Source organism: Micromonospora sp. NPDC005163 (genome assembly GCF_053599835.1).
On the sequence record NZ_JBSFYP010000009.1, the window covers coordinates 21,814 to 39,661 of the forward strand.

General features: G+C 72.4%; 17 protein-coding genes. 10 read left to right on the forward strand and 7 right to left on the reverse strand.

Going from position 1 to position 17,848, the window contains the following annotated elements; genetic code table 11:
* Window position 1 precedes the first annotated feature (1 nt).
* Entirely contained in the window at window positions 2-1,042 is a 1,041-nt protein-coding gene (locus ACWD6N_RS09240; protein ID WP_387327210.1) for an App1 family protein, read from the reverse strand.
* A gap of 117 nt (window positions 1,043-1,159) precedes the next feature.
* Between ACWD6N_RS09240 and ACWD6N_RS09245 the strand changes: the two genes are divergently transcribed.
* The 6 genes from ACWD6N_RS09245 to ACWD6N_RS09270 all read left to right on the forward strand — a co-directional run bounded on the left by ACWD6N_RS09245 (window position 1,160) and on the right by ACWD6N_RS09270 (window position 7,588).
* Window positions 1,160-2,785 carry an ArnT family glycosyltransferase gene (locus tag ACWD6N_RS09245; protein WP_387327229.1) on the forward strand — a complete coding sequence of 542 codons (1,626 nt, stop codon included), beginning with the start codon at window positions 1,160-1,162 and terminating at the stop codon, window positions 2,783-2,785.
* Window positions 2,786-2,897: 112 nt separating this feature from the next.
* The gene (locus ACWD6N_RS09250) at window positions 2,898-3,512 is read left to right on the forward strand and encodes an IS607 family transposase (RefSeq protein ID WP_354965933.1); all 615 of its coding nucleotides are present in this window, start codon (window positions 2,898-2,900) and stop codon (window positions 3,510-3,512) included.
* Window positions 3,509-4,915, forward strand: a complete 1,407-nt coding sequence (locus tag ACWD6N_RS09255; RefSeq protein WP_387327207.1) for an RNA-guided endonuclease TnpB family protein — start codon at window positions 3,509-3,511, stop codon at window positions 4,913-4,915. The genes ACWD6N_RS09250 and ACWD6N_RS09255 overlap by 4 nt, the downstream gene beginning before the upstream one ends.
* 16 nt (window positions 4,916-4,931) lie before the next feature.
* Window positions 4,932-5,729, forward strand: coding sequence for a peroxide stress protein YaaA (gene yaaA / locus ACWD6N_RS09260; protein WP_354966125.1), 798 nt, complete (start codon window positions 4,932-4,934; stop codon window positions 5,727-5,729).
* A gap of 105 nt (window positions 5,730-5,834) precedes the next feature.
* On the forward strand, window positions 5,835-6,551 hold the full coding sequence (locus ACWD6N_RS09265; RefSeq protein WP_354965935.1) for a hypothetical protein: 717 nt from the start codon (window positions 5,835-5,837) through the stop codon (window positions 6,549-6,551).
* Window positions 6,552-6,625: 74 nt separating this feature from the next.
* Window positions 6,626-7,588, forward strand: coding sequence for a TAXI family TRAP transporter solute-binding subunit (locus ACWD6N_RS09270; RefSeq protein WP_354965936.1), 963 nt, complete (start codon window positions 6,626-6,628; stop codon window positions 7,586-7,588).
* An 11-nt stretch (window positions 7,589-7,599) separates the two neighbouring features.
* On the opposite strand, the gene ACWD6N_RS09275 is transcribed toward ACWD6N_RS09270, so the two are convergent.
* The 3 genes from ACWD6N_RS09275 to ACWD6N_RS09285 form a co-directional block, all read right to left on the reverse strand.
* Window positions 7,600-9,036 (reverse strand): sensor histidine kinase, encoded by a 1,437-nt coding sequence (locus ACWD6N_RS09275; RefSeq protein ID WP_354965937.1) that lies wholly within the window; start codon window positions 9,034-9,036, stop codon window positions 7,600-7,602.
* 9 nt (window positions 9,037-9,045) lie between these two features.
* Complete coding sequence (locus tag ACWD6N_RS09280) at window positions 9,046-9,702, reverse strand: response regulator transcription factor (RefSeq protein ID WP_354965938.1); 657 nt, start codon at window positions 9,700-9,702, stop codon at window positions 9,046-9,048.
* 87 nt (window positions 9,703-9,789) lie between these two features.
* A complete protein-coding gene (locus ACWD6N_RS09285; RefSeq protein WP_354965939.1) occupies window positions 9,790-10,101 on the reverse strand; it encodes a hypothetical protein in 312 nt (103 codons plus the stop codon).
* 101 nt (window positions 10,102-10,202) lie between these two features.
* Between ACWD6N_RS09285 and ACWD6N_RS09290 the strand changes: the two genes are divergently transcribed.
* On the forward strand, window positions 10,203-10,541 hold the full coding sequence (locus ACWD6N_RS09290; RefSeq protein WP_354965940.1) for a DUF952 domain-containing protein: 339 nt from the start codon (window positions 10,203-10,205) through the stop codon (window positions 10,539-10,541).
* A 162-nt stretch (window positions 10,542-10,703) separates the two neighbouring features.
* Window positions 10,704-11,249, forward strand: a complete 546-nt coding sequence (locus tag ACWD6N_RS09295) for an acyltransferase (RefSeq protein ID WP_354965941.1) — start codon at window positions 10,704-10,706, stop codon at window positions 11,247-11,249.
* Between the two features lie 64 nt (window positions 11,250-11,313).
* Here the strand turns inward: ACWD6N_RS09295 and ACWD6N_RS09300 are convergent, their stop codons facing one another.
* On the reverse strand, window positions 11,314-13,071 hold the full coding sequence (locus tag ACWD6N_RS09300) for a CDP-glycerol glycerophosphotransferase family protein (RefSeq protein WP_387327200.1): 1,758 nt from the start codon (window positions 13,069-13,071) through the stop codon (window positions 11,314-11,316).
* Window positions 13,072-13,124: 53 nt separating this feature from the next.
* Between ACWD6N_RS09300 and ACWD6N_RS09305 the strand changes: the two genes are divergently transcribed.
* Together ACWD6N_RS09305 and ACWD6N_RS09310 are read left to right on the forward strand one after the other, a co-directional pair.
* Window positions 13,125-13,247, forward strand: a complete 123-nt coding sequence (locus ACWD6N_RS09305) for a hypothetical protein (protein WP_354965943.1) — start codon at window positions 13,125-13,127, stop codon at window positions 13,245-13,247.
* Between the two features lie 332 nt (window positions 13,248-13,579).
* Window positions 13,580-15,619, forward strand: a complete 2,040-nt coding sequence (locus ACWD6N_RS09310; protein ID WP_354965944.1) for a DUF6541 family protein — start codon at window positions 13,580-13,582, stop codon at window positions 15,617-15,619.
* A 135-nt stretch (window positions 15,620-15,754) separates the two neighbouring features.
* Here ACWD6N_RS09310 and ACWD6N_RS09315 read toward each other — a convergent pair whose 3' ends face one another.
* Both ACWD6N_RS09315 and ACWD6N_RS09320 read right to left on the reverse strand, forming a co-directional pair.
* Window positions 15,755-16,720, reverse strand: a complete 966-nt coding sequence (locus ACWD6N_RS09315) for a Gfo/Idh/MocA family protein (RefSeq protein WP_354965945.1) — start codon at window positions 16,718-16,720, stop codon at window positions 15,755-15,757.
* Window positions 16,717-17,817 carry a DegT/DnrJ/EryC1/StrS family aminotransferase gene (locus ACWD6N_RS09320; protein WP_354965946.1) on the reverse strand — a complete coding sequence of 367 codons (1,101 nt, stop codon included), beginning with the start codon at window positions 17,815-17,817 and terminating at the stop codon, window positions 16,717-16,719. The genes ACWD6N_RS09315 and ACWD6N_RS09320 overlap by 4 nt, the downstream gene beginning before the upstream one ends.
* Window positions 17,818-17,848: the final 31 nt, after the last annotated feature.

A 17,848-nucleotide genomic window follows, 5' to 3' on the forward strand; every position in this document is an offset into this window, starting at 1 on the left:
GTCAGACCAGGCCGGCGTCGCGTAGCAGCGACCACAGGCCGGCGCCGTCCGGTGCGGAGAGCCACTTCTGCCCCACCGGCCCCGAGGACGGGCGACCCGCCGGCGCCGGCAGGCTACCGGCCAGCACCGACTGGGTCGGGGAGAGCCGGCGGATCGCCACCCCGGCGACGTTCTCCGGGTGGGCGGCGGCGAACTCCCGGTAGATCTCCTGGTCGTGCTGGCCGTCGTCGCCGACCAGCAGCCAGCGCACCTCGGGGAACTCCCGCGCCAGCCGGGCCAGGGTGACCCGCTTGTGCTCCCGGCCACTGCGGAACCAGCGGTCCGCGGTCGGACCCCAGTCGGTGAGCAGCAGCGGCCCGGCCGGGTAGAGGTGCCGGGACAGGAACCGGGTCAGCGTCGGCGCGACGTTCCACGCGCCGGTTGAGAGGTAGAAGACCGGCGCGCCCGGGTGCGCGGTGACCAGCCGCTCGTAGAGCACCGCCATGCCGGGCACGGCGGCCCGGGCGTGCTCGTCGAGCACGAAGGTGTTCCACGCGGCCAGCAGCGGCCGGGGCAACGCGGTCACCATCACCGTGTCGTCGATGTCGGAGAGGATGCCGAACCGGACCTCCGGGTCGAGGATGCGCACCGGCGCGTCGACCGGCTCCGCGTCCGGCACGCTGAGCCGGACCGTGCCCCACCCGGGCGGCAGATCGGCCTCGACGAGCGTGTCGACGAAGCCGCTGCGGTCGGCCCGCGCCTCGCAGCACACCCCACCAGCTTCGATCGTCACCGTGACGTGCTTGGCGGGCAAGGTGGTGAAGCTGCGCCACCCGCGGACCGTGTCCAGCCGGCCCCGCTGGCGGGTGTCGGGACGACCCAGCAGCACCCGGCACATGACCCGCACCCAGCCCGGTGAGCCGTAGCCGGTGTACGCGATGATGTTGACCCGCCAGCCGGTGCGCCGCAGCCGACGCTCCACGAGCTGGTGCACGGCGTCCTCGATCCGCGCGGCCCGGTGCAGGTTCGGAACGGCCAGCTGGCCGGCGGGAGTGGGTGGCACCCGCCAACCCTGCCACACGTGGACGGCCACGGCCATGCGAGCCGACGCCGCGTCCTGCGAACCACAGCGGCCGGCCCGCCGTCCGTGAAACACTCCGGTCGGGACGACGACGGGGGCGTGGTCGTGTCGAATCCAGAGCAGCACCGCGGGCGATGGCGCCCGCGACTCGACCGGCCGGCGCTCGTCGCGCTGCTGTTCGGGCTGGCCGGCGTCGGGTATCGGCTGGTCCTGACGCTCTACACCGTGCCGGTGTCCAACAGCGACGAGGCCACGTTCGGTCTCGCCGCCCTGCACATCGGGCAGGGCAGCGAACGACCGGTCTTCCTCTACGGCCAGCACTACATGGGAATGCTGGAGTCGTACCTCGCCGCTCCCCTGGTCGCGCTGACCGGGCCGAGCTGGCCGGTGCTGCGGCTGCCGATGCTCGCGTTGTACGCCGTCTTCCTCTACCTGATCCACCGGCTGACCCGTCGGCTCTGCGCGCCGTGGTTCGCCGCCTTCGTCGTCGGCCTGCTGGCCCTCGGACCGGAGCGGGTGGTGCGTGACCAGCTCACCGTCGTCGGCGGACGGCCCGAGGTGAAGCCCGCGGTGCTGCTGATGCTGCTGATCACGGTGGGGCTGGCGGCCGGCACGGTTCACCGCCGACGGCTCGCCGTCGCCCTGTTCGGCCTGCTCGTCGGGCTGGCCGCCTGGTCGGACTGGCTGATCCTGCCGTACCTGGCGGTGGCCGGCCTGGCCCTGGTGTGGGCGGTACGGCGGGAGCTTCTCGGCTGGTCCGGCCTGCTGCTGGTGGCGGGCTTCGTGGTCGGGGTGGCGCCGATGATCTACGACAACCTACGAGCGCCCCCGGGTGCGGACTCGCTGTCGGTGTTCCGGGAGGTCAGCACCAAGGCGGGTCCGTTGCCGCCGTGGTCCGAGCGGATCCGGGGCGGCCTGCTGGAGGGGGTGCCGCTGGCGCACGGGCTCTGCCCGGTGGACGGCTGCGGTCGCTGGCAGCAGTGGTTCGGGCTGCTCTATCCGGTGCTGCTGGTGGTCGCCGGGGTGCTCGCGGTGCTCGCGTACCGCCAGGCCGCCCGGGGGTCCCGCGGGGAGCGGGCCCGGCCGGTGGTGCTGCTCGCGCTGGTCGTCGGCGCCGCGTTGACCCTGCTGTCGTACGTGCGCACCCCGCTCGCCGCGACCAGCCCGCTGGACAACGCCCGCTACCTGTCGGTGCTGCAACTGTCCCTGCCGGCGGTGCTCTGGCCGCTCTGGGTGGCCGCCGTCGCCTGCTGGCGGGGCACGGTCGGCGCGCTCGGCCGGCTCACCGGCGCGCTGGCGACCGCCGTGCTGGCCGCGCTGACCGCGACCACGCTGGTGATCACCGTGCTCTTCGTGACCACCGGCGTCGGAGCGTCGCGGACCGAGGAGCGCCATGCCCGGGAGCTGGCCGGCGCGCTGCGTGCCGACGGCCCCCACGAGGTGTACGGGGACTACTGGACCTGCAACCGGCTGATCTTCAACACCGACGAGACGGTGGTCTGCGCTGTGCTCGACGGCGACCTGTCCCCCGGGCAGAACCGCTACCTGCCGTACTGGCGACAGGTCGGCCGGGCCGAACGACCGGGCTATGTGGTGGAGGCCGACTCGCCGATGGACCGGAGGCTGCGCCGGCTGCTCGCCGACCGCCCCGACGCCGCACCGGTCCACGAGGTCGGCGGCTATCGCGTGTACCACCCCGACACCCCGGTCCGGCCCTGGCGGTAGCCGCGGGTCGTACGCTGGCCGGGCCGCCGCGCTGGGCGCCGCCGTACCGCCCGTCGAGAAGCGGTGACTCTAGGCTTGCTCCCTTGGGCAAAGCTGCCTAAAGTTTCTCGTCGTGAGTAGCGTTTACCGGATTGGCGACTTCGCCAAGCGCGTCGGGCGGTCACCGTCGACCGTCCGGCGCTGGGAGGCGGAAGGCAAGATCACTGTCCGCCGCTCCCCGTCTGGTCAGCGCTACTTCGACGAATCCGACGTGGCCGCCGTCCTTGCCCCCGGTTTCGCCCGTGACGACCGCAAGATCGTCGTCTACTGCCGCGTTTCCTCCGCCGGGCAGCGCGCCGACCTCGCCTGCCAGGTCGAAGCCATGGAGGCGTTCTGCCTCGCTCGCGGTTTGGCAGTGGATGAGTGGGTGCGGGAAGTCGGCGGCGGAATGAACCTGACTCGCCCGAAGATGCTCGCCGTCATGGCCGACGTCAAAGCCGGGCGAGTGGCAACTTTGGTCATCGCGCACAAGGACCGGCTTGCCCGGTTCGGCTATGACTACCTTGCTCACGAGGCCGAGACCGCAGGCTGCGAAATCCTCGTCGCCAACCAGGAGTCGCTGTCGCCGCGAGAGGAGATGGTGCAGGACCTGCTGGCTATCGTGCGTACCTTCTCCTGCCGCCTGTATGGCCTGCGGCGCTACGAGAAGCAGCTCAAGGCAGCGGACTTGACCGAGGCGTCGTCGTGAAGACGACCCGAATCGCCTACTCACACCGCCTCAACGCGGGAAAATACCGCGCGCTGGCCGAGCAGGCGCGGCGGCTGGGTCGGGTCCGCGGCGAGGTGTGGCAGCGGTACGGGTCGGCGGGCGGGGCTAGGTTGAAGGACCGGCAGGTTCGCGACCGATGGTTGTCCGAGGGCATCCACCACCGGTTCGGGGTGTTGGCCAACGCGTGGAAGGAAACCGTCCGCGACGCGATGGCCGACATCGCCGCGACCCGCGAATCGGCCAAGGTGCAGGTGCGCCGAGCCATCCGCCACCACACCGGCGACCGGGCAGAGCAGAAACGGCTGTTCAGCCTGCTCAAGGCTGACCGGTGGGCCGACGACCCGTACCTGTCCCGGCAGATGCGCTCACACTGGCGGCGCGGGCACAACCGCACCCACAACCAGATAGTGGTGCGCGCGGACCAGCACCACACCCGGGCTGACAAGGGCGGGCGATTGTGGCTGGCCGTACCCGGTCTCGTTCGGCGCCAGATGGTCCGCATCCCGCTGAACACCACCGTCGTCCCGACGGGCACGCTGCGGCTGATCCTGCGTGATGGCCGGGTGGAGATCCACTACCAGATCGATGCCGCAGGAATGAAGACCTCCCAGCGTCCATCCGGCACGGCGACGCTGGGTGTGGACAAGGGTTACACCGAGGTGCTGACCGATTCCGATGGCAACCACCACGGTGACGGTCTCGGTCATCTGCTGAGCGCCGAATCCGATCGGATCAAGGAACGCAACCGCCGCCGGGCGAAACTGCGCTCGGTCGCCAATACAGCCGCCCGGCGCGGCGACCAGGCGAAGGCTGACCGGATCGCGGCCAACAACCTCGGCACGATTAAGCGTGATCGGCAGGCCGCCCGCCACCAGGCGCGGGTGCGCACGGAGATCTTCACCGCCGTGCACCGGGTAGTGGACAAGGCCGCCGTCGTGGTGGCCGAGGAGCTGACCAAGACGTTCGCCGGGCGCACGCCGCTGGGCAAGAACACCAACCGGCGTCTCGCTGCGTGGACCAAGGGGGTCACCGCGCAGGCGCTGAAGAATGTGTCGGAGCGCAGAGGTTCTGCGCTCGTGCACGTCAACGCCGCCTACACCTCACAAGTCTGTCACCGCTGCGGCTGCTTCGGCCGCCGCGCCGGGGACCGGCTTCACTGCACGTCGTGCGGGGTGGTGTGGCAGGCCGACGTGAACGCCGCGGTCAACGTCCTGCGACGACATGGTGACCCCGACATCACCCTGCACACCCCGCATCGCGCGGTGAGGCAGATCGTGCAGGCACGGGCCGATTGCCACCGGAGCAGACTGCCGCTCCCGGACTCCAGCCCGGCACGCCGGGCGGAGAGCGAATCATCCGACGTGCTCAGCAATGAGCATTGACAAGGAAGCGGACCCGATGTTCATTCTGCTGCCGCCCTCGGAGGGGAAGGCCGACGCCGGCACCGGTCGACGATGGTCCCCGGACCGGCTCGCGCTGCCCGAGCTGAACCCGGCCCGGGAGCGGGTGCTCGACGCGCTCGTGGCGTTGAGCGCCGGGCCGGACGAGGCGGCGGCGCTGGCCGCGCTCGGGCTCACCGAGGGCCAGCGCGGCGAACTGCGCCGCAACGCACGGCTGCGGGTGGCGGCCACCGCGCCGGCCGCGCAGGTCTACACCGGGGTGCTCTACGAGGCGCTGGACCTGGCCTCGTTGCCGGCGGCGGCGCTGCGGACGGCCCGCCGGACGATCCTGATCAGCTCCGGTCTGTGGGGCGCGGTGCGGCTCGCCGACCGGATCCCGCCGTACCGCTGCCCGATCGGCGCCCGCCTGCCCGGTGTGGGGGCGCTGTCGGCGTACTGGCGGCCGGTGCTGGCGCCGGTGCTGTCGGCCGCGGCGGGCTCCGGGCCGGTGCTCGACCTGCGCTCCGGCGCGTACGCGACCACCTGGACGCCGCGCGGGGAGCTTGCCGAGCGGACGGTGACCCTGCGGGTGCTGCACGAGCGGGAGGTCGACGGGGTGCCGGTCCGTTCGGTGGTGAGCCATTTCAACAAGGCGACCAAGGGGCGGTTGGTCCGTGACCTGCTGGTCGCCGGGGCGCGGCCGCGTACCGCCGCGGAGCTGATCGGCACGCTGCGCGACCTGAAGCACACTGTCGTGGAGCAGGCGGCCGCCCCCGGTCGGGCTCGGCAGGTGGATCTGGTGGTCACCGACCTCTAGGCGGGCACCCGCAAGATTTCCTCAAGGCTGGGCGGGACCGGTTCCACAACGGCGGGTCAGGGGCCACGGTAGGGGAACCAAGACTCCGACAAGGGAGCTCCTCCGTTGGCCCGCGAACCCGCCCTGCTCGATCGGCCCCGCTCCCCGGCGACGCCACCCCCGCTGGACTGGCTGACCCTGGGCGACGCGTTCGAGGCCGCCTGCCTGCTGCGCTGCACGCCACGGCCGACCGTCAGGCGGCTGTCGGCGGCGCTCCCGCCGCCCGCGCCGGGAGTGGAGTTCAACCGGGAGGACGCCGCCCAGCGGATGCGGCAGTTGCTCGGCCGACTGGACATCCCGGTGACCCACGAGGTGGCCGTCGGCGGCCTGCGCCGCCGCTACGAGCTGCACCGGCTCTGGGTGCCCCGGGAACACCGTGGGAGGTACGCCCGGGTGCTCGACGCCGGTTGGTGGCAGGGTCGTCGGGAGCTGCTCGGCGGACCGCTGCCCGGTGCCTCGCCGGCACGCCGGCGATGGGTGTCCCGGCTCGCCGCGGCGGCCTGGCGTTCGGCGCTGCTGGCCGGCGGGCGGCATGTCCGCCGGCACATCCTCGGCGTGCGGCTCACCGACCGGGAGCTGGCGGCGGTGCTGATCCGTGGCGCGGCCGTGCTCGACGTGCCGGCCCTGCTCCGTCCCGGCACCGGCTGTTTCCTGGTCAGCGTCGCCGACGGGCCGGACCGGGCACGGATCCTGCGCAGCGCGGCCATGGAACCGGCCCGCACCGCAGCTATGGAGCCGGCCGGCACCGCGGCACCGCAGCCGGAGAGCCGCCCCGCCTGCTGACCCGGGCGCGGCCGGCATCGGCGGCCGGTCGAACGGGCTTGCGCGCACCGGCCCGACGGCGCACAGTGCACCGCGTGAGTCGTACCTCGCCCAGCTGGCCCGGTCGCCGCCGTCCGGGGACGGCGGCGCTGCTGACGCTGCTGCTGGCCGCGACGCTGACCGGGGCGGCCAGCTGCCGGGACGGCCTGGCCGAGCCGCTGCGGATCCGCATCGCCACGGGCAGCCCCACCGCCGTCTACTACGCCTTCGGGCAGTCCCTGGCAGCCATCCTCAACCGGGAGCTGCCCGGCGTGCAGGCCAGCGTCATCGTCACCGCCGCCTCGGCGGAGAACGTCCGGCTGGTCGGCTCCGGCGAGGCCGAGCTGGGCTTCACCCAGGCCGACGTGCTGCCCACCACCACGACGGACAGTCCGACGGTCGACGCGGTCGCCCGGGTCTACGACGACCAACTGCACCTGGTGACCACCGGCGGCGGGCCGGTCCGCACGGTCGCCGACCTGCGCGGGCGGCGGGTCTCCGTCGGCGCGCCCGGATCCGGCACCGAGATCACCGCGACCCGGCTGCTGGAGGTGGCCCAGCTCGCTGACGAGGTACGCCAGGAGCGGCTCGGGCTGGACGACTCGGTGATCGCGCTGCGGGCCGGGCGGATCGACGCCTTCTTCTTCTCCGGCGGGCTGCCGGTGCGGGGCATCAAGGAGCTGGCCGGGCGCAGCGCCACCCGGATCGTGGACCTCGGCGAGTGGACGGAGCCGCTGCGCGCCCGCTACAGCGAGGTCTACGTCTCCCGGGACATTCCCCGCTCGGTGTACGGCGTGGACCCGGTGACCACGGTGGCCAACCCGAACTACCTGATAGTCCAGGCCGCCCTCCCGGAGCGGTTGGTCCGGGAGGTGACCCGGCTGCTGATGGAGCGCCGGGCCGAGCTGGGCGCCGCGCATCCGGCGGCGGGGCGGATGAGCCCCCGCTCGGCGATCGCCACGCCGCCGCTGCCGCTGCACCCCGGGGCCGCCGCCTGGTACCGGGCGGCCAAGCCCTGACACCCGGCCCGCTAACGGGCCAGGGTGGAGCGTAGGTCGACAGCCGGTTCCTCGTCCGGCGACTCCGCCACGGGGACCGGCTGAGGCGTCGGGAACCACAGGCCGGCGACCAGCCCACGCGGCTCCCCCCGGCGCATGGTGAGCCGACCGTCGGAGGCGTCCACCAGCACCGCGGCGATGGTCAGGCCGAGCCCGGCGCCGTCCACGTTCTGCGCGTCCGGTGCCCGCCAGAACCGTTCGGTGGCCTGGCCGAGCTGGCTCTCGGTCATACCCGGACCGGTGTCGCGCACCTCCAGGTTCACCCCGTGGTCGCGGCTGGCCACGGTCACCGTCACCGCCCCACCGGCGCCACTGAACTTCACCGCGTTGTCGATCAACGCGTCCAGTGCCTGGTCGACGGCGGTCGGCACGGTCTGGACGTACGCCGGGGCGTCGGTCGTGACGAGCCGCAGCGCGACCGACCGGTGCCGGGCGAGCGGCGCCCAGAAGGCCACCCGGGACGCGGCCACCGCGGCGGCGTCCACGGTGACCCGCTCGTTCTCCTCACGTTCGGCACGGGCCAGGGTGAGCAGCGCGTCCAGCACCAGGGCCAGCCGGTCGGTCTCCTCCAGGGCCAGCCGGTGCTCGGAGCGCCCGTCCGGGTCGGTCAGGCTGGGGCCGAGCTCCTCCACCCGCAGCCGCAGCGCGGTGAGCGGGTTGCGCAGCTGGTGGCTGGCGTGCGCGACGAACGCCCGCTGCCGGTCCATCACGTCGGACACCACGTCGGCCATGTGATTGAAGCTCGCTGCGAGCCGGCGTAGCTCCGGCGGGCCGAGCCGGTGCAGCACGCGCGCCTTCCGGTCGCCCTCGGCGATCTCGTGGGTGACCGCGTCCAGCTCGGTGACCGGGCGCAGCACCCAGCCGGCCAGGCCGAACGCGGTGAGCACGCAGGCCAGCACCGCGAGCAGGCCGGCCAGGGCGAGCAGCAGCCACCAGGCGGTGACGGTCCGGCGGATCGGGTCGGCCGGGGTCACGATCACCACCGCACCGAGGACCTCGCCGCCGTCGTTGATCGGCACCGCCACCACCACCGCGCCGGCCGTCCACGGCAGGACCGACTCGGGGGCGCTGGTCTGCTGCCCGGACAGCGCGATGTCCAGCGCCGTTCTGGTCCCCGTGGCCGGACGCCAACTCGTCGAGGCGACCACGGTGCCCCGCTCCCGGTCGACGACCGCCGCGCCGATCGCGTACAGCTCGTCGTAGCTGCGCAGCTCCGCCTCGATCGGGCCCGGCCCGCCGCCGCGCAGCACCGGTCCGGCCAGCGAGGCGAACCGGGTGGCGTCGGCGAGCCGGTCGGCGCGTACCCGTTCGGTCTCGCGGCTGGCCAGAGTGGCGGCCAGCGGGGTCTCCAACGCGATGAGGACGAGCACCATCAGCAGCAGATAGCTGATCACCAGTCGACGGCGCACGGCGGCCCCTCACGCATCGCGCAGCCGGTAGCCGACCCCGCGTACGGTCTCGACCAGGCGGGCGTCGCCCAGCTTGCCGCGCAACGACCCGACGTGCACCTCGACGGTGTGCCGGTCGGTCCAGGTGGTGCCCCAGGCGTCGAGCAGGATGCGGTCGCGTGGCACCGCCACCCCGGGCTGACGGGCCAGCGAGAGCAGCACGTCGAACTCCTTGCGGGTCAGCGTGACCTCCCGGCCGTCCACCGTCAACGTCCGGGCGGCGACGTCGATGCGCACCGCGCCGGCCTCGATCAGGTGCCGTTCCGGAGCGGCGTTCGCGGCCCGGCGCAGCACCGCCTCGATGCGGGCCTGCAACTCCACCATCGAGAACGGCTTGACGACGTAGTCGTCAGCGCCGAGGCGAAGGCCGAGCACCCGGTCGCGTTCCTCGCCCCGGGCGGTCACCGCGATGATGCCGAGCTGGCTGCTGCGCCGGCGCAGCTCCCGGCAGAGGTCGGTGCCGTCCCCGTCGGGCAGGGTCAGGTCGAGCAGCACCAGGTCGCACGGGGCGGCGGCGAGCCCGGCGGCGACGGTGGCGGCGTGCTCGACCTCGTACCCGCGGCGGGTGAGGGCGGAGGAGAGCGCGGCGGCAACCCGGCGGTCGTCCTCCACCAGCAGGATCCGCACCCGTGCCCCCGTCCATCGCAGTGTCGTCCTGCGAATGGTGGCAGAAGGTTGCCGCGAGCGGGAGGGCCGCCTCCCCGGGCTACTCGGCTACAAGCCGAAGACGTCGTCGGCGACGGCGTCCCGAACGCCATCCACGAAGCCCCGGAAACCCGGGTCGTCGTGGCGGGCCGGCACGCTGGTGACGTTGACCCCGCTGGCCTGGGTGACCGCGTCGACCAGGGGTGCGTAGTCGATCTCGGCGTCGGTGAAGGCGTCGTCGTCCGCCTCGGCCAGGTTGATCACGTGCTGTACGTCATCGGACGGGGTGTCCGGGTCCTCGGCCCACTCGCCGCCAGCCCGGTAGCACTCGTCGTACAGCGCGCGCTGGGTATCGGTCCAGTCCTCGTCGTAGCTCTCCATCGTCACCCTCCCGCCGCCTGCTCCACCTGAGCATGCCGGGCCGCGACCGGCGTCGGCGGCGGTACGGCCGAAACGCCTGCCGGCCCACGTAGGCTGCCACGGTGATCTACAAGTTGCTGCCGACGGTGGAGTGGGACGACGCCCGGGCGGTCGGCCACCTGGTCGGCTCGGCGGTGGACCGGCAGGATGGCTTCATCCACCTATCCGCCGCCGACCAGGTGGTGGAGACGGCCCGACGACACTTCACCGGCGCCACCGGGCTCACCCTGCTGACCGTGGACCCGGAACGGCTGGGCGACGCGCTGCGCTGGGAGCCCTCGCGGGGCGGCCAGCTCTTTCCCCACCTGTACGGCCCGCTGCCGGTGACCGCGGTGGTGTCGACGCAGACGCTTCCGGCTGATCAGCCGGCCGCCGACGCGGTGGCGGCGCTGCTGGCCTGAGCGGTCGCTATGCTACGCCGAGTCCCGTGCGCCCCGGCCCCACGCTCCGTGCCTGGGCGGGCGTGGCAGCCCCGATCCGCGCGGCCGATGGCCGTCCCGGCGCACGCCGACGCGGGTCACCGACGGCGCCCCGGCGCGCCCTGCGACCATGCGAGTTGAAGGATGACTGACAGCACTTCCCCGTCCCCCTCGGTCTTCGTCCACCCCACCGCCGACGTGGAGGAGGGTGCCCGGATCGGCGACGGCACGAAGGTCTGGCATCTGGCCCACATCCGGTCGTCGGCGGAGGTGGGCGCCGGCTGCGTCATCGGCCGCAACGTGTACGTCGACGCTGGCGTCACGGTCGGCGACCTGGTCAAGATTCAGAACAACGTCTCCGTCTACCAGGGGGTGACCCTGGAGGACGAGGTCTTCGTCGGCCCGTGCGTCGTCTTCACCAACGACTTCCGGCCCCGCGCGCAGAATCCGGACTGGAAGATCACCCCGACCATGGTGCGCCGGGGCGCCTCGATCGGCGCGAACGCGACCCTGGTCTGCGGAATCGAGGTCGGCGAGTACGCGATGATCGCGGCCGGCTCGGTGGTGACCAAGGACGTCGCGCCGTACCAGCTCGTCGCTGGCAACCCGGCCCGTCCCAAGGGCTGGGTCGACGACCGCGGCGAGGTCATCTCCCGGGACGTGGACAACCCGCCGCAGCGGCAGGGCTGAGCCGACGACGAGCGGCGGTGGACGGAACGCATCCGTCCACCGCCGCTCGTGTCGGTCGGGCCGTTCAGCGGCAGAGCCGGGCGATCTCCTCCTGGAACCGGTCCATCGGGTTCTCCTCGGCCGGACCGAGCAGGTAGGTCTTCAGCTCACGCCGGGCCTCGACCATCGGGTCGTCGTCGGCCCGGGTCACGGCGACGATCTTCTCCAGCTCGCCGCAGTCCCGGCAGAGCAGGTACGCCGCCCGGGCGGTCGGGTACTCCCGCCGGAACTCGTCCTCCGGCATGCCGCTCGGGTTGGCCACCACGTACGGCCGTTCGCTCTGCACGAAGTCCGAGACCACACTGGAGACGTCGCTGATCAGCAGGTCAGTCTGGTTGAAACAATCGAACAGCGCCGGCGTCCGGCCGGTGACCACGAGGTGCCGGGTACCGTCCAGCGAGGTCGCGTCGGCGTCACCGCCGGCGCCCCGGATGAGTTCCACCAGCCGCTCGTGCACCGCCTTGGCGTCCTTGGAGCGGGAACCGGTCAGCGGGTGCGGCTTGTAGATGACGCGCACCTCGGGCCTCGTCGCCAGCAGACCCTGGATGATCCGCTCCCCCATCAGCACGAGCGAGGTGTGGTACGGGTCGTCGTCCAGCCACCCCTCCCACGTCGGGGCGTAGAGCACGGTGAAGGGCCGATCGACCGACTCCGCGCCGAAGGTGTGCACGCCGGCGAGCTGCGGGCGCCCGATCTCCACGATGTCGGTGTCGAGCACGCCCACGCCCGCCCGGGCGTACCGCTCGCGACCGGCGAGACCGGCGACCCAGACCTCGTCGTACACCTTGCTGTAGGGGTTGGCGCTGGCCGCCTTGTCGCTGTCGCCGTGCCCGACGAAGACGTGCTTCATGCCCGGCTCGCGGAGCATGTGGATGTTCGCGCCGACGTTCGCCGCGTAGAGCGCCGTGCGTACGCTGCCCAGTTCGAGGTTCATGAAGTCCACCCCGGCCGGCACACAGATCACCGGCAGTCGGGTGTCGGCGAGCTCGGTGAACGCCTCCCGGCTACGCATCAGCACCACCGCGCGCTGCTCCAGCGCCTCGGTCGGAGCGAGCCACATGTTCGCCTGGTAGACGTCCTTGGCCGGACCGGCGAAGTAGAGCGCCACCTCGGGCCGGTGGGTGTCGAGCCAGCGCTGGACGGCGGGCAGCAGCGGGCTCTGCCCGGAGCCCCGGCCGCGCAGCCAGGTCAGCGCGACGATCCCACCGACGACGGCGGCGGCGAGCACCGCCCCCGCTCCCGCGCCCAGCACCGGCGCGACGGTGTCGAGGGCGGCCGCGACCACGGCGGCCGGCGCCAGCACCACGTTGACCAGGGCCAGTCGGTCACCGGCCAGCCAGGCCGCCCACCCCGGCGGACGAGGCGCGGAGCGCATCGGCCCGAGGTCGATGTTGCGGACCAGCGCCGAGACCGGGTTGCGCCGGTCGATCATGGTGGCGAGGGCGCCGGCGAAGACCGAGATCAACCAGACCGCGGCCGGCAGCAGCAGGATCAGGCTGAGCTCCCCCACGCTGGGGCGCACCGTGGCCACCACCAGCAGGACGATCGCGAGGTCCCTGGTGAGCTGGCGGTAGTCCCCGCGCAGGCCGACCTTTTCCAGCAGGGTGTGCGTGGCTGGCGACCAGCGGGCGAGCGCGTACTCGCCGCCGAGGGCGGCCAGCCCGGCTACCGTGAAAACGACGGCCCAGCCGAGCGCACCGGCGACGAGCATCACGACGTAGGCCAGCAGCAGCAGCGCGCCGCGGGCCGCGACTCCCGCCGGTCCCATCAACTTACCGAACAAGGACTAGCTCCCTAAGAGATCGACGACTGACTCCACGGGCCACCACTGGCGCCGTGACGGCCTGGATCCCCCGCTTTGCTGCGATCGTGGGCGTGCCGGGCGTCGCCGGTGAGCCCCTCGCCGAGCCACCATCGGAGGACCGGTCGGCCGAGGCGGCCCACCTGCCCACCCGCTGAACCTGACCCGCGACGACAACCGGCGCTCACGCGGCCCCCCGCTACCGCGCTGGTGTGACCTTAACGCGAAGGAACGCGCCGGTATTGATCGGGTGCCGCAGTGTCAGGCGAAAAGTCCCCCGGGGTCCGGATCGCCGCCCCTCCGGGTCGGCGCGAATCGGCTCCACCTGAGAACGTCGTGAGGGCCGCGGACGGTGTCCGGTCTCGATAGAACCTCGCCGGTCGCCGGTTCCTATACTGGGCCGGCCGCCTGGCCCGAGTGACGGCCGCCCACGGGGTAATCGATCACGGCGGTGTCCGCGGAGAGTTACCGTCCCCAAGGAAGGATCTGCGTGTTCACAACCCTGATCGCCCTCGTCGTGGCCCTTGTGCCCGGGGCGGTGCTCGGCTTCGCCCTGCCCCCGGGGCGCTACCGGTGGGCCGTGTGGGCCGCCGCCCCGGCGACCACCCTCGGTCTGGTCACGGTCGGAATGGCGTGGTTGCCGACGCTGGGCCTGCCCCGGAGCGCCCTGGCGGTGCTCGTCGCGGAGCTGGTGCTGGCCGGTGCCGCGGTCGTCGCGTCCCGCCTGTTCTGGCGAGGGTTGAGCAACGCGGACGAGGAGGGCGGACGGCCGAGTCTCGGCGCACGCTTCCGCCCGCTCCCCTCGGTCCGTCCCCGCTGGGTCGACATGGCCGGTGTCGCCGTCCCGTCGGCGATCACCATCGCCTTCGGCTGGCTGATGCTCGGCCGGCTCGTCGCCCCACCCGGCTGGGACGCCATGAACCACGGCTTCCTGACCCGCCGCATTCTGGACACCGGCAGCGTCATGGTCACGTCGGCGTGCACATCCGGCGTCAACGAGGTGGCGGTCTCCTGCAAGTTCTACCCGTTGGCCGCCGACATCTCCTGGGCCCAGGCTGTCCAGATCACGGGCGGCCACATCAGCACCGCCATGGCGGCCTGGTCCATCATCCTCGGCCCGCTCGCCCTGGTGGCCAGTGTCTACGGCGCCGCTCGCGCGCTCGGCGCCCGGCCGGTCGTCGCCGCCTGCGCCGCGACCGCGCCCGCCTTCATCGGCCCGATGTGGGTTTCCGTGGTCAACGGGCGGATCAACGAGCAGACCGCCCCGGCCATGGCGGGTGCCATCGCCCTGTTGGTCGCACTCGCGCTGCGTGGCCCGCACCCGGTACGGCTGGGGCTGCTGGCCGGGCTCGCCGGTGCCGGCCTGGTCATGACGCACACCTACGACGTCCTGTTCATCGGGGTGCTCACGATCGGCGTGGTGCTGGCGCTCCGCGCGCCGTTCAAGCTGCGTCACGGCGCCACCGCCCTCGGCACCATGGTCGTCGCCGCGCTGCTGCCGCTGCTGCCGCTGCTGGGCGCCCTGCTCGGTGCGAACGGCGAACGAACCTCCAACGAGCCCGCCCTGCCGAACATGTGGGACAAGTCGATCGAGTACTGGGTGACCCACCCCCAGCGCTACGCGCTCTTCGGCTATCCGCTGGTGCCGAGCAAGGACTTCGTCTTCACGATGTCACCGATCAGCGTCGCCGTGGTCATCACAATGGCCTGCCTGCTGGTCTCGCCGTTCTGCCTGCTCATCCCGCGGCTGCGCTGGGCCCGGCCGTGGTTCGTGGCCGGGGCCGTCTTCACCGTCATCGGCATCTGGACCACCAGTTCCGAATCGACCGCCGCGGCCACGCTGGCGGGTCTCTGGTACGGCGTCCGCGAGCGGGTCCGTTCGATGATCTTCCCGGTCTACGGCGTCCTGACGGTGGTCGGTGCGGTCGTCATCGGGATCGCGATCCAGTGGCTCGTGTCGCGGCTGGTGGCCAAGGCCCGTGGCCTGCGCGACTCGGCCGTGCCGGCCGCGGTGGCCGCGACGGTCCTGGTGCTCGCGCTCATCGGGTTGGGCGCCGTGCCGTCGAGCTGGAAGCCACTGCGGACGGCCATGATCAACAGGGCTCCGCTCGGCAATTCCTACGTCCAGACCTACGAATGGCTCAGCGAGAACACCCCACCCGGCAGGACGGTGGCCTACGACCGGCACCGCGAGTTCATGTCCTGGGCGTACGCCGACTACAAAAACCCGCTGCTGTTCGGCATTCCGCCGCTGCCCGGCCTCACCGAAGCGGGCGACGACTACGAGCGCCGCTGGGCCGCCTTCAACTGGCTCGTGGGCAGCGAAGGTGCGGTGCCCGCCGGTTGCGAGGTACGCCGGTTCGGCGTCGAGTACGTCGTCGTCGGCAAGCGCGGCATTCCCGCCGCGACGAAGAACTACAAGCAGGCGTTGCTGGACGCCAGCGACAAGGTCACGCTGGTGCAGAAATTCGGCCGGATCAAGATCTACCAGGTCACCGACGCGGGGCGGGCCTGCGCGTCCGACGGCTGACCGACCGCCCGCGAGCCTGACCCGGCTCGGCGGGCGGTAGTCGAGGGGGAGCGTCCGCCCGCCCGCCGCGCGACGCTCCCCACCGGATACACGAAAGGGCGGGGCGACCGTGGTCGCCCCGCCCTTTACCGTCCGTCAGCGGCCGTTGTCGGCGAAGAGCCGACCCACCACCCGGTGCGCCGGCAGGATCCGCTGCCGCTCGACGTCGGCGTCGGCGGTGCCAGCGACGATGTCCAGGAAGTGGTCCAGCTGGGCGGCGAGCGGCTCGCGGTTCGTGATCAGCTCCGGCACCTCGATGATGCTCTGCTGCCGGTAGCCACGGCCGTCCGGAGTGGCGGCGTCCAGTGAGACGTGCCGGTAGATGGTCACGTCCTTGCGGATCAGGTCGGCCTCAATCAGCCGGTCGACCTCGCTGATCACCAGGGTCCGCACCTTGCGCTGCCCGATCCGGCTCGCCGACACGTTGGCCAGGGCGCCGGTGCCGAACGACAGCACGGTCTCCGCCACGTCCTCCGCCTCGGTGAGCGAGTCGGGGTGGAAGTGGCCGAAGGTCCCGCGTACCGTCGCCGGCTCCTCTCCGCCGAAGGCCTGGATCGCCAGGTCGACGTCGTGGATGAGCAGGTCCCAGGCGACCCCGGTGCGGATCCGCGGCGCGTACGGCGAGTGCCGGGTGGCGGTCAGGTGCAGCGGGCGGTGGACCAGGGCAAGTGCCGTCAGCACCGCAGGGTTGAACCGCTCCAGCAGCCCGCACAGCAGCGGCACCCCGCGCTTCTCGGCGGTCGCCACGATCTCCTCGGTCTCCGCGAGGCTGCCGCAGACCGGCTTTTCGATCAGCAGCGGCTTGTCGGCGGCCAGGACCTGGTCGGCGAGGCCGCGGTGGAACTCGGTGGGAGCGGCGATCACCACCGCGTCGACGTCGGAGAGGTCGTCGGCGTCCGGGGACCAGTCGGCCCCGTACCGCTCGGCGGCCTGCTGGCCGACCGAGCGTCGAGGCTCGATGACCCGGGCCAGCTCGGCCCGGTCGGACTGGGCGACCACCCGGGCGTGCAGCGAACCCATGACCCCGGTGCCGACCAGGGCGAAACGCAGCTTGGCGGTCACGCGCCGACCGCCTTCCGGACGGCCTCGACGACCTGGTCGAGGTCGCTGTCGGTGAGGTGGTGGTGCACCGGCAGGGAGACGCACTGGCGGACCACCCGGTCGGTCACCGGCGCCGGGTCCGCGATCACCCGAGGGTGGTCGCGGTAGCAGTCGTAGTCGTAGACCGTCTTCGGGTAGTAGATGCCGCAGCCCACGCCGCTCTCGGTCAGGCGGGCGATCACCTCGTCGCGGCTCACCGGAGCCTCGTCGGTGACCAGCACCGTGTACTGGTGCCAGACGTGCGACCGGCCGGGCAGCTCGGTCGGCAGGCGCAGCCCGGGGACGTCGGCCAGACCGGCGGAGAGTCGGCCGGCGTTGTCCTTGCGGCGCTTGACGTTCCCGCCGTACGCGGCGATCTGCGGGATGCCCAGCGCGGCCTGCAGGTCGGTGAGGCGGTAGTTGTGCCCGGCCACCTCGTACTGGTAGCGCTGCCGCATGCCCTGGTTGCGCAGCACGCGCAACCGGTCGGCGAGCACCGCGTCGTTGGTGGTGATCATGCCGCCCTCACCGGTGGTGAGGTTCTTGGTGGCGTACAGCGAGAAGGTGCCGAGACCGAAGCTGCCGGCGCCGCGGCCGGAGATGGACGCGCCCAGGGACTGCGCGGTGTCCTCGACCAGGCCCAGGCCGTGCTTCTGGGCCAGCGGGGCGATGGTGTCCATGTCGGCGGGCTGGCCGTACAGGTGCACCGGCATCAGCACCCGGGTGCGCGGGCCGATGGCGTCGGCGAGCGCCGCCGGGTCGACGCAGAAGTCATCCTCGCGAATGTCGGCGAACCGGGCGGTGGCGCCCGCCTCGAGGATGGCGTTGAGGGTCGCGACGAAGGTGAAGGGGCTGGTGACCACCTCGTCGCCGGGCTGCAGGTCGAGCACCTGAAGCGCGGCCACGAGGGCAGTGGTGCCGTTGTTGACGGCGACCGCGTGCTCGACGCCGACCAGCTCGGCGAACTCGCGCTCCAGGCGGGCCACCATGGGCCCCTGCGCGATGACACCCGAGCGGATCACCTCGACCGCCAACCGTTCGGCTTCCTCGTCCAGCTTGACGACGGAAATCGGGATCACAACAGCTCTCCTTGAGGTATGGGGCAGCGTG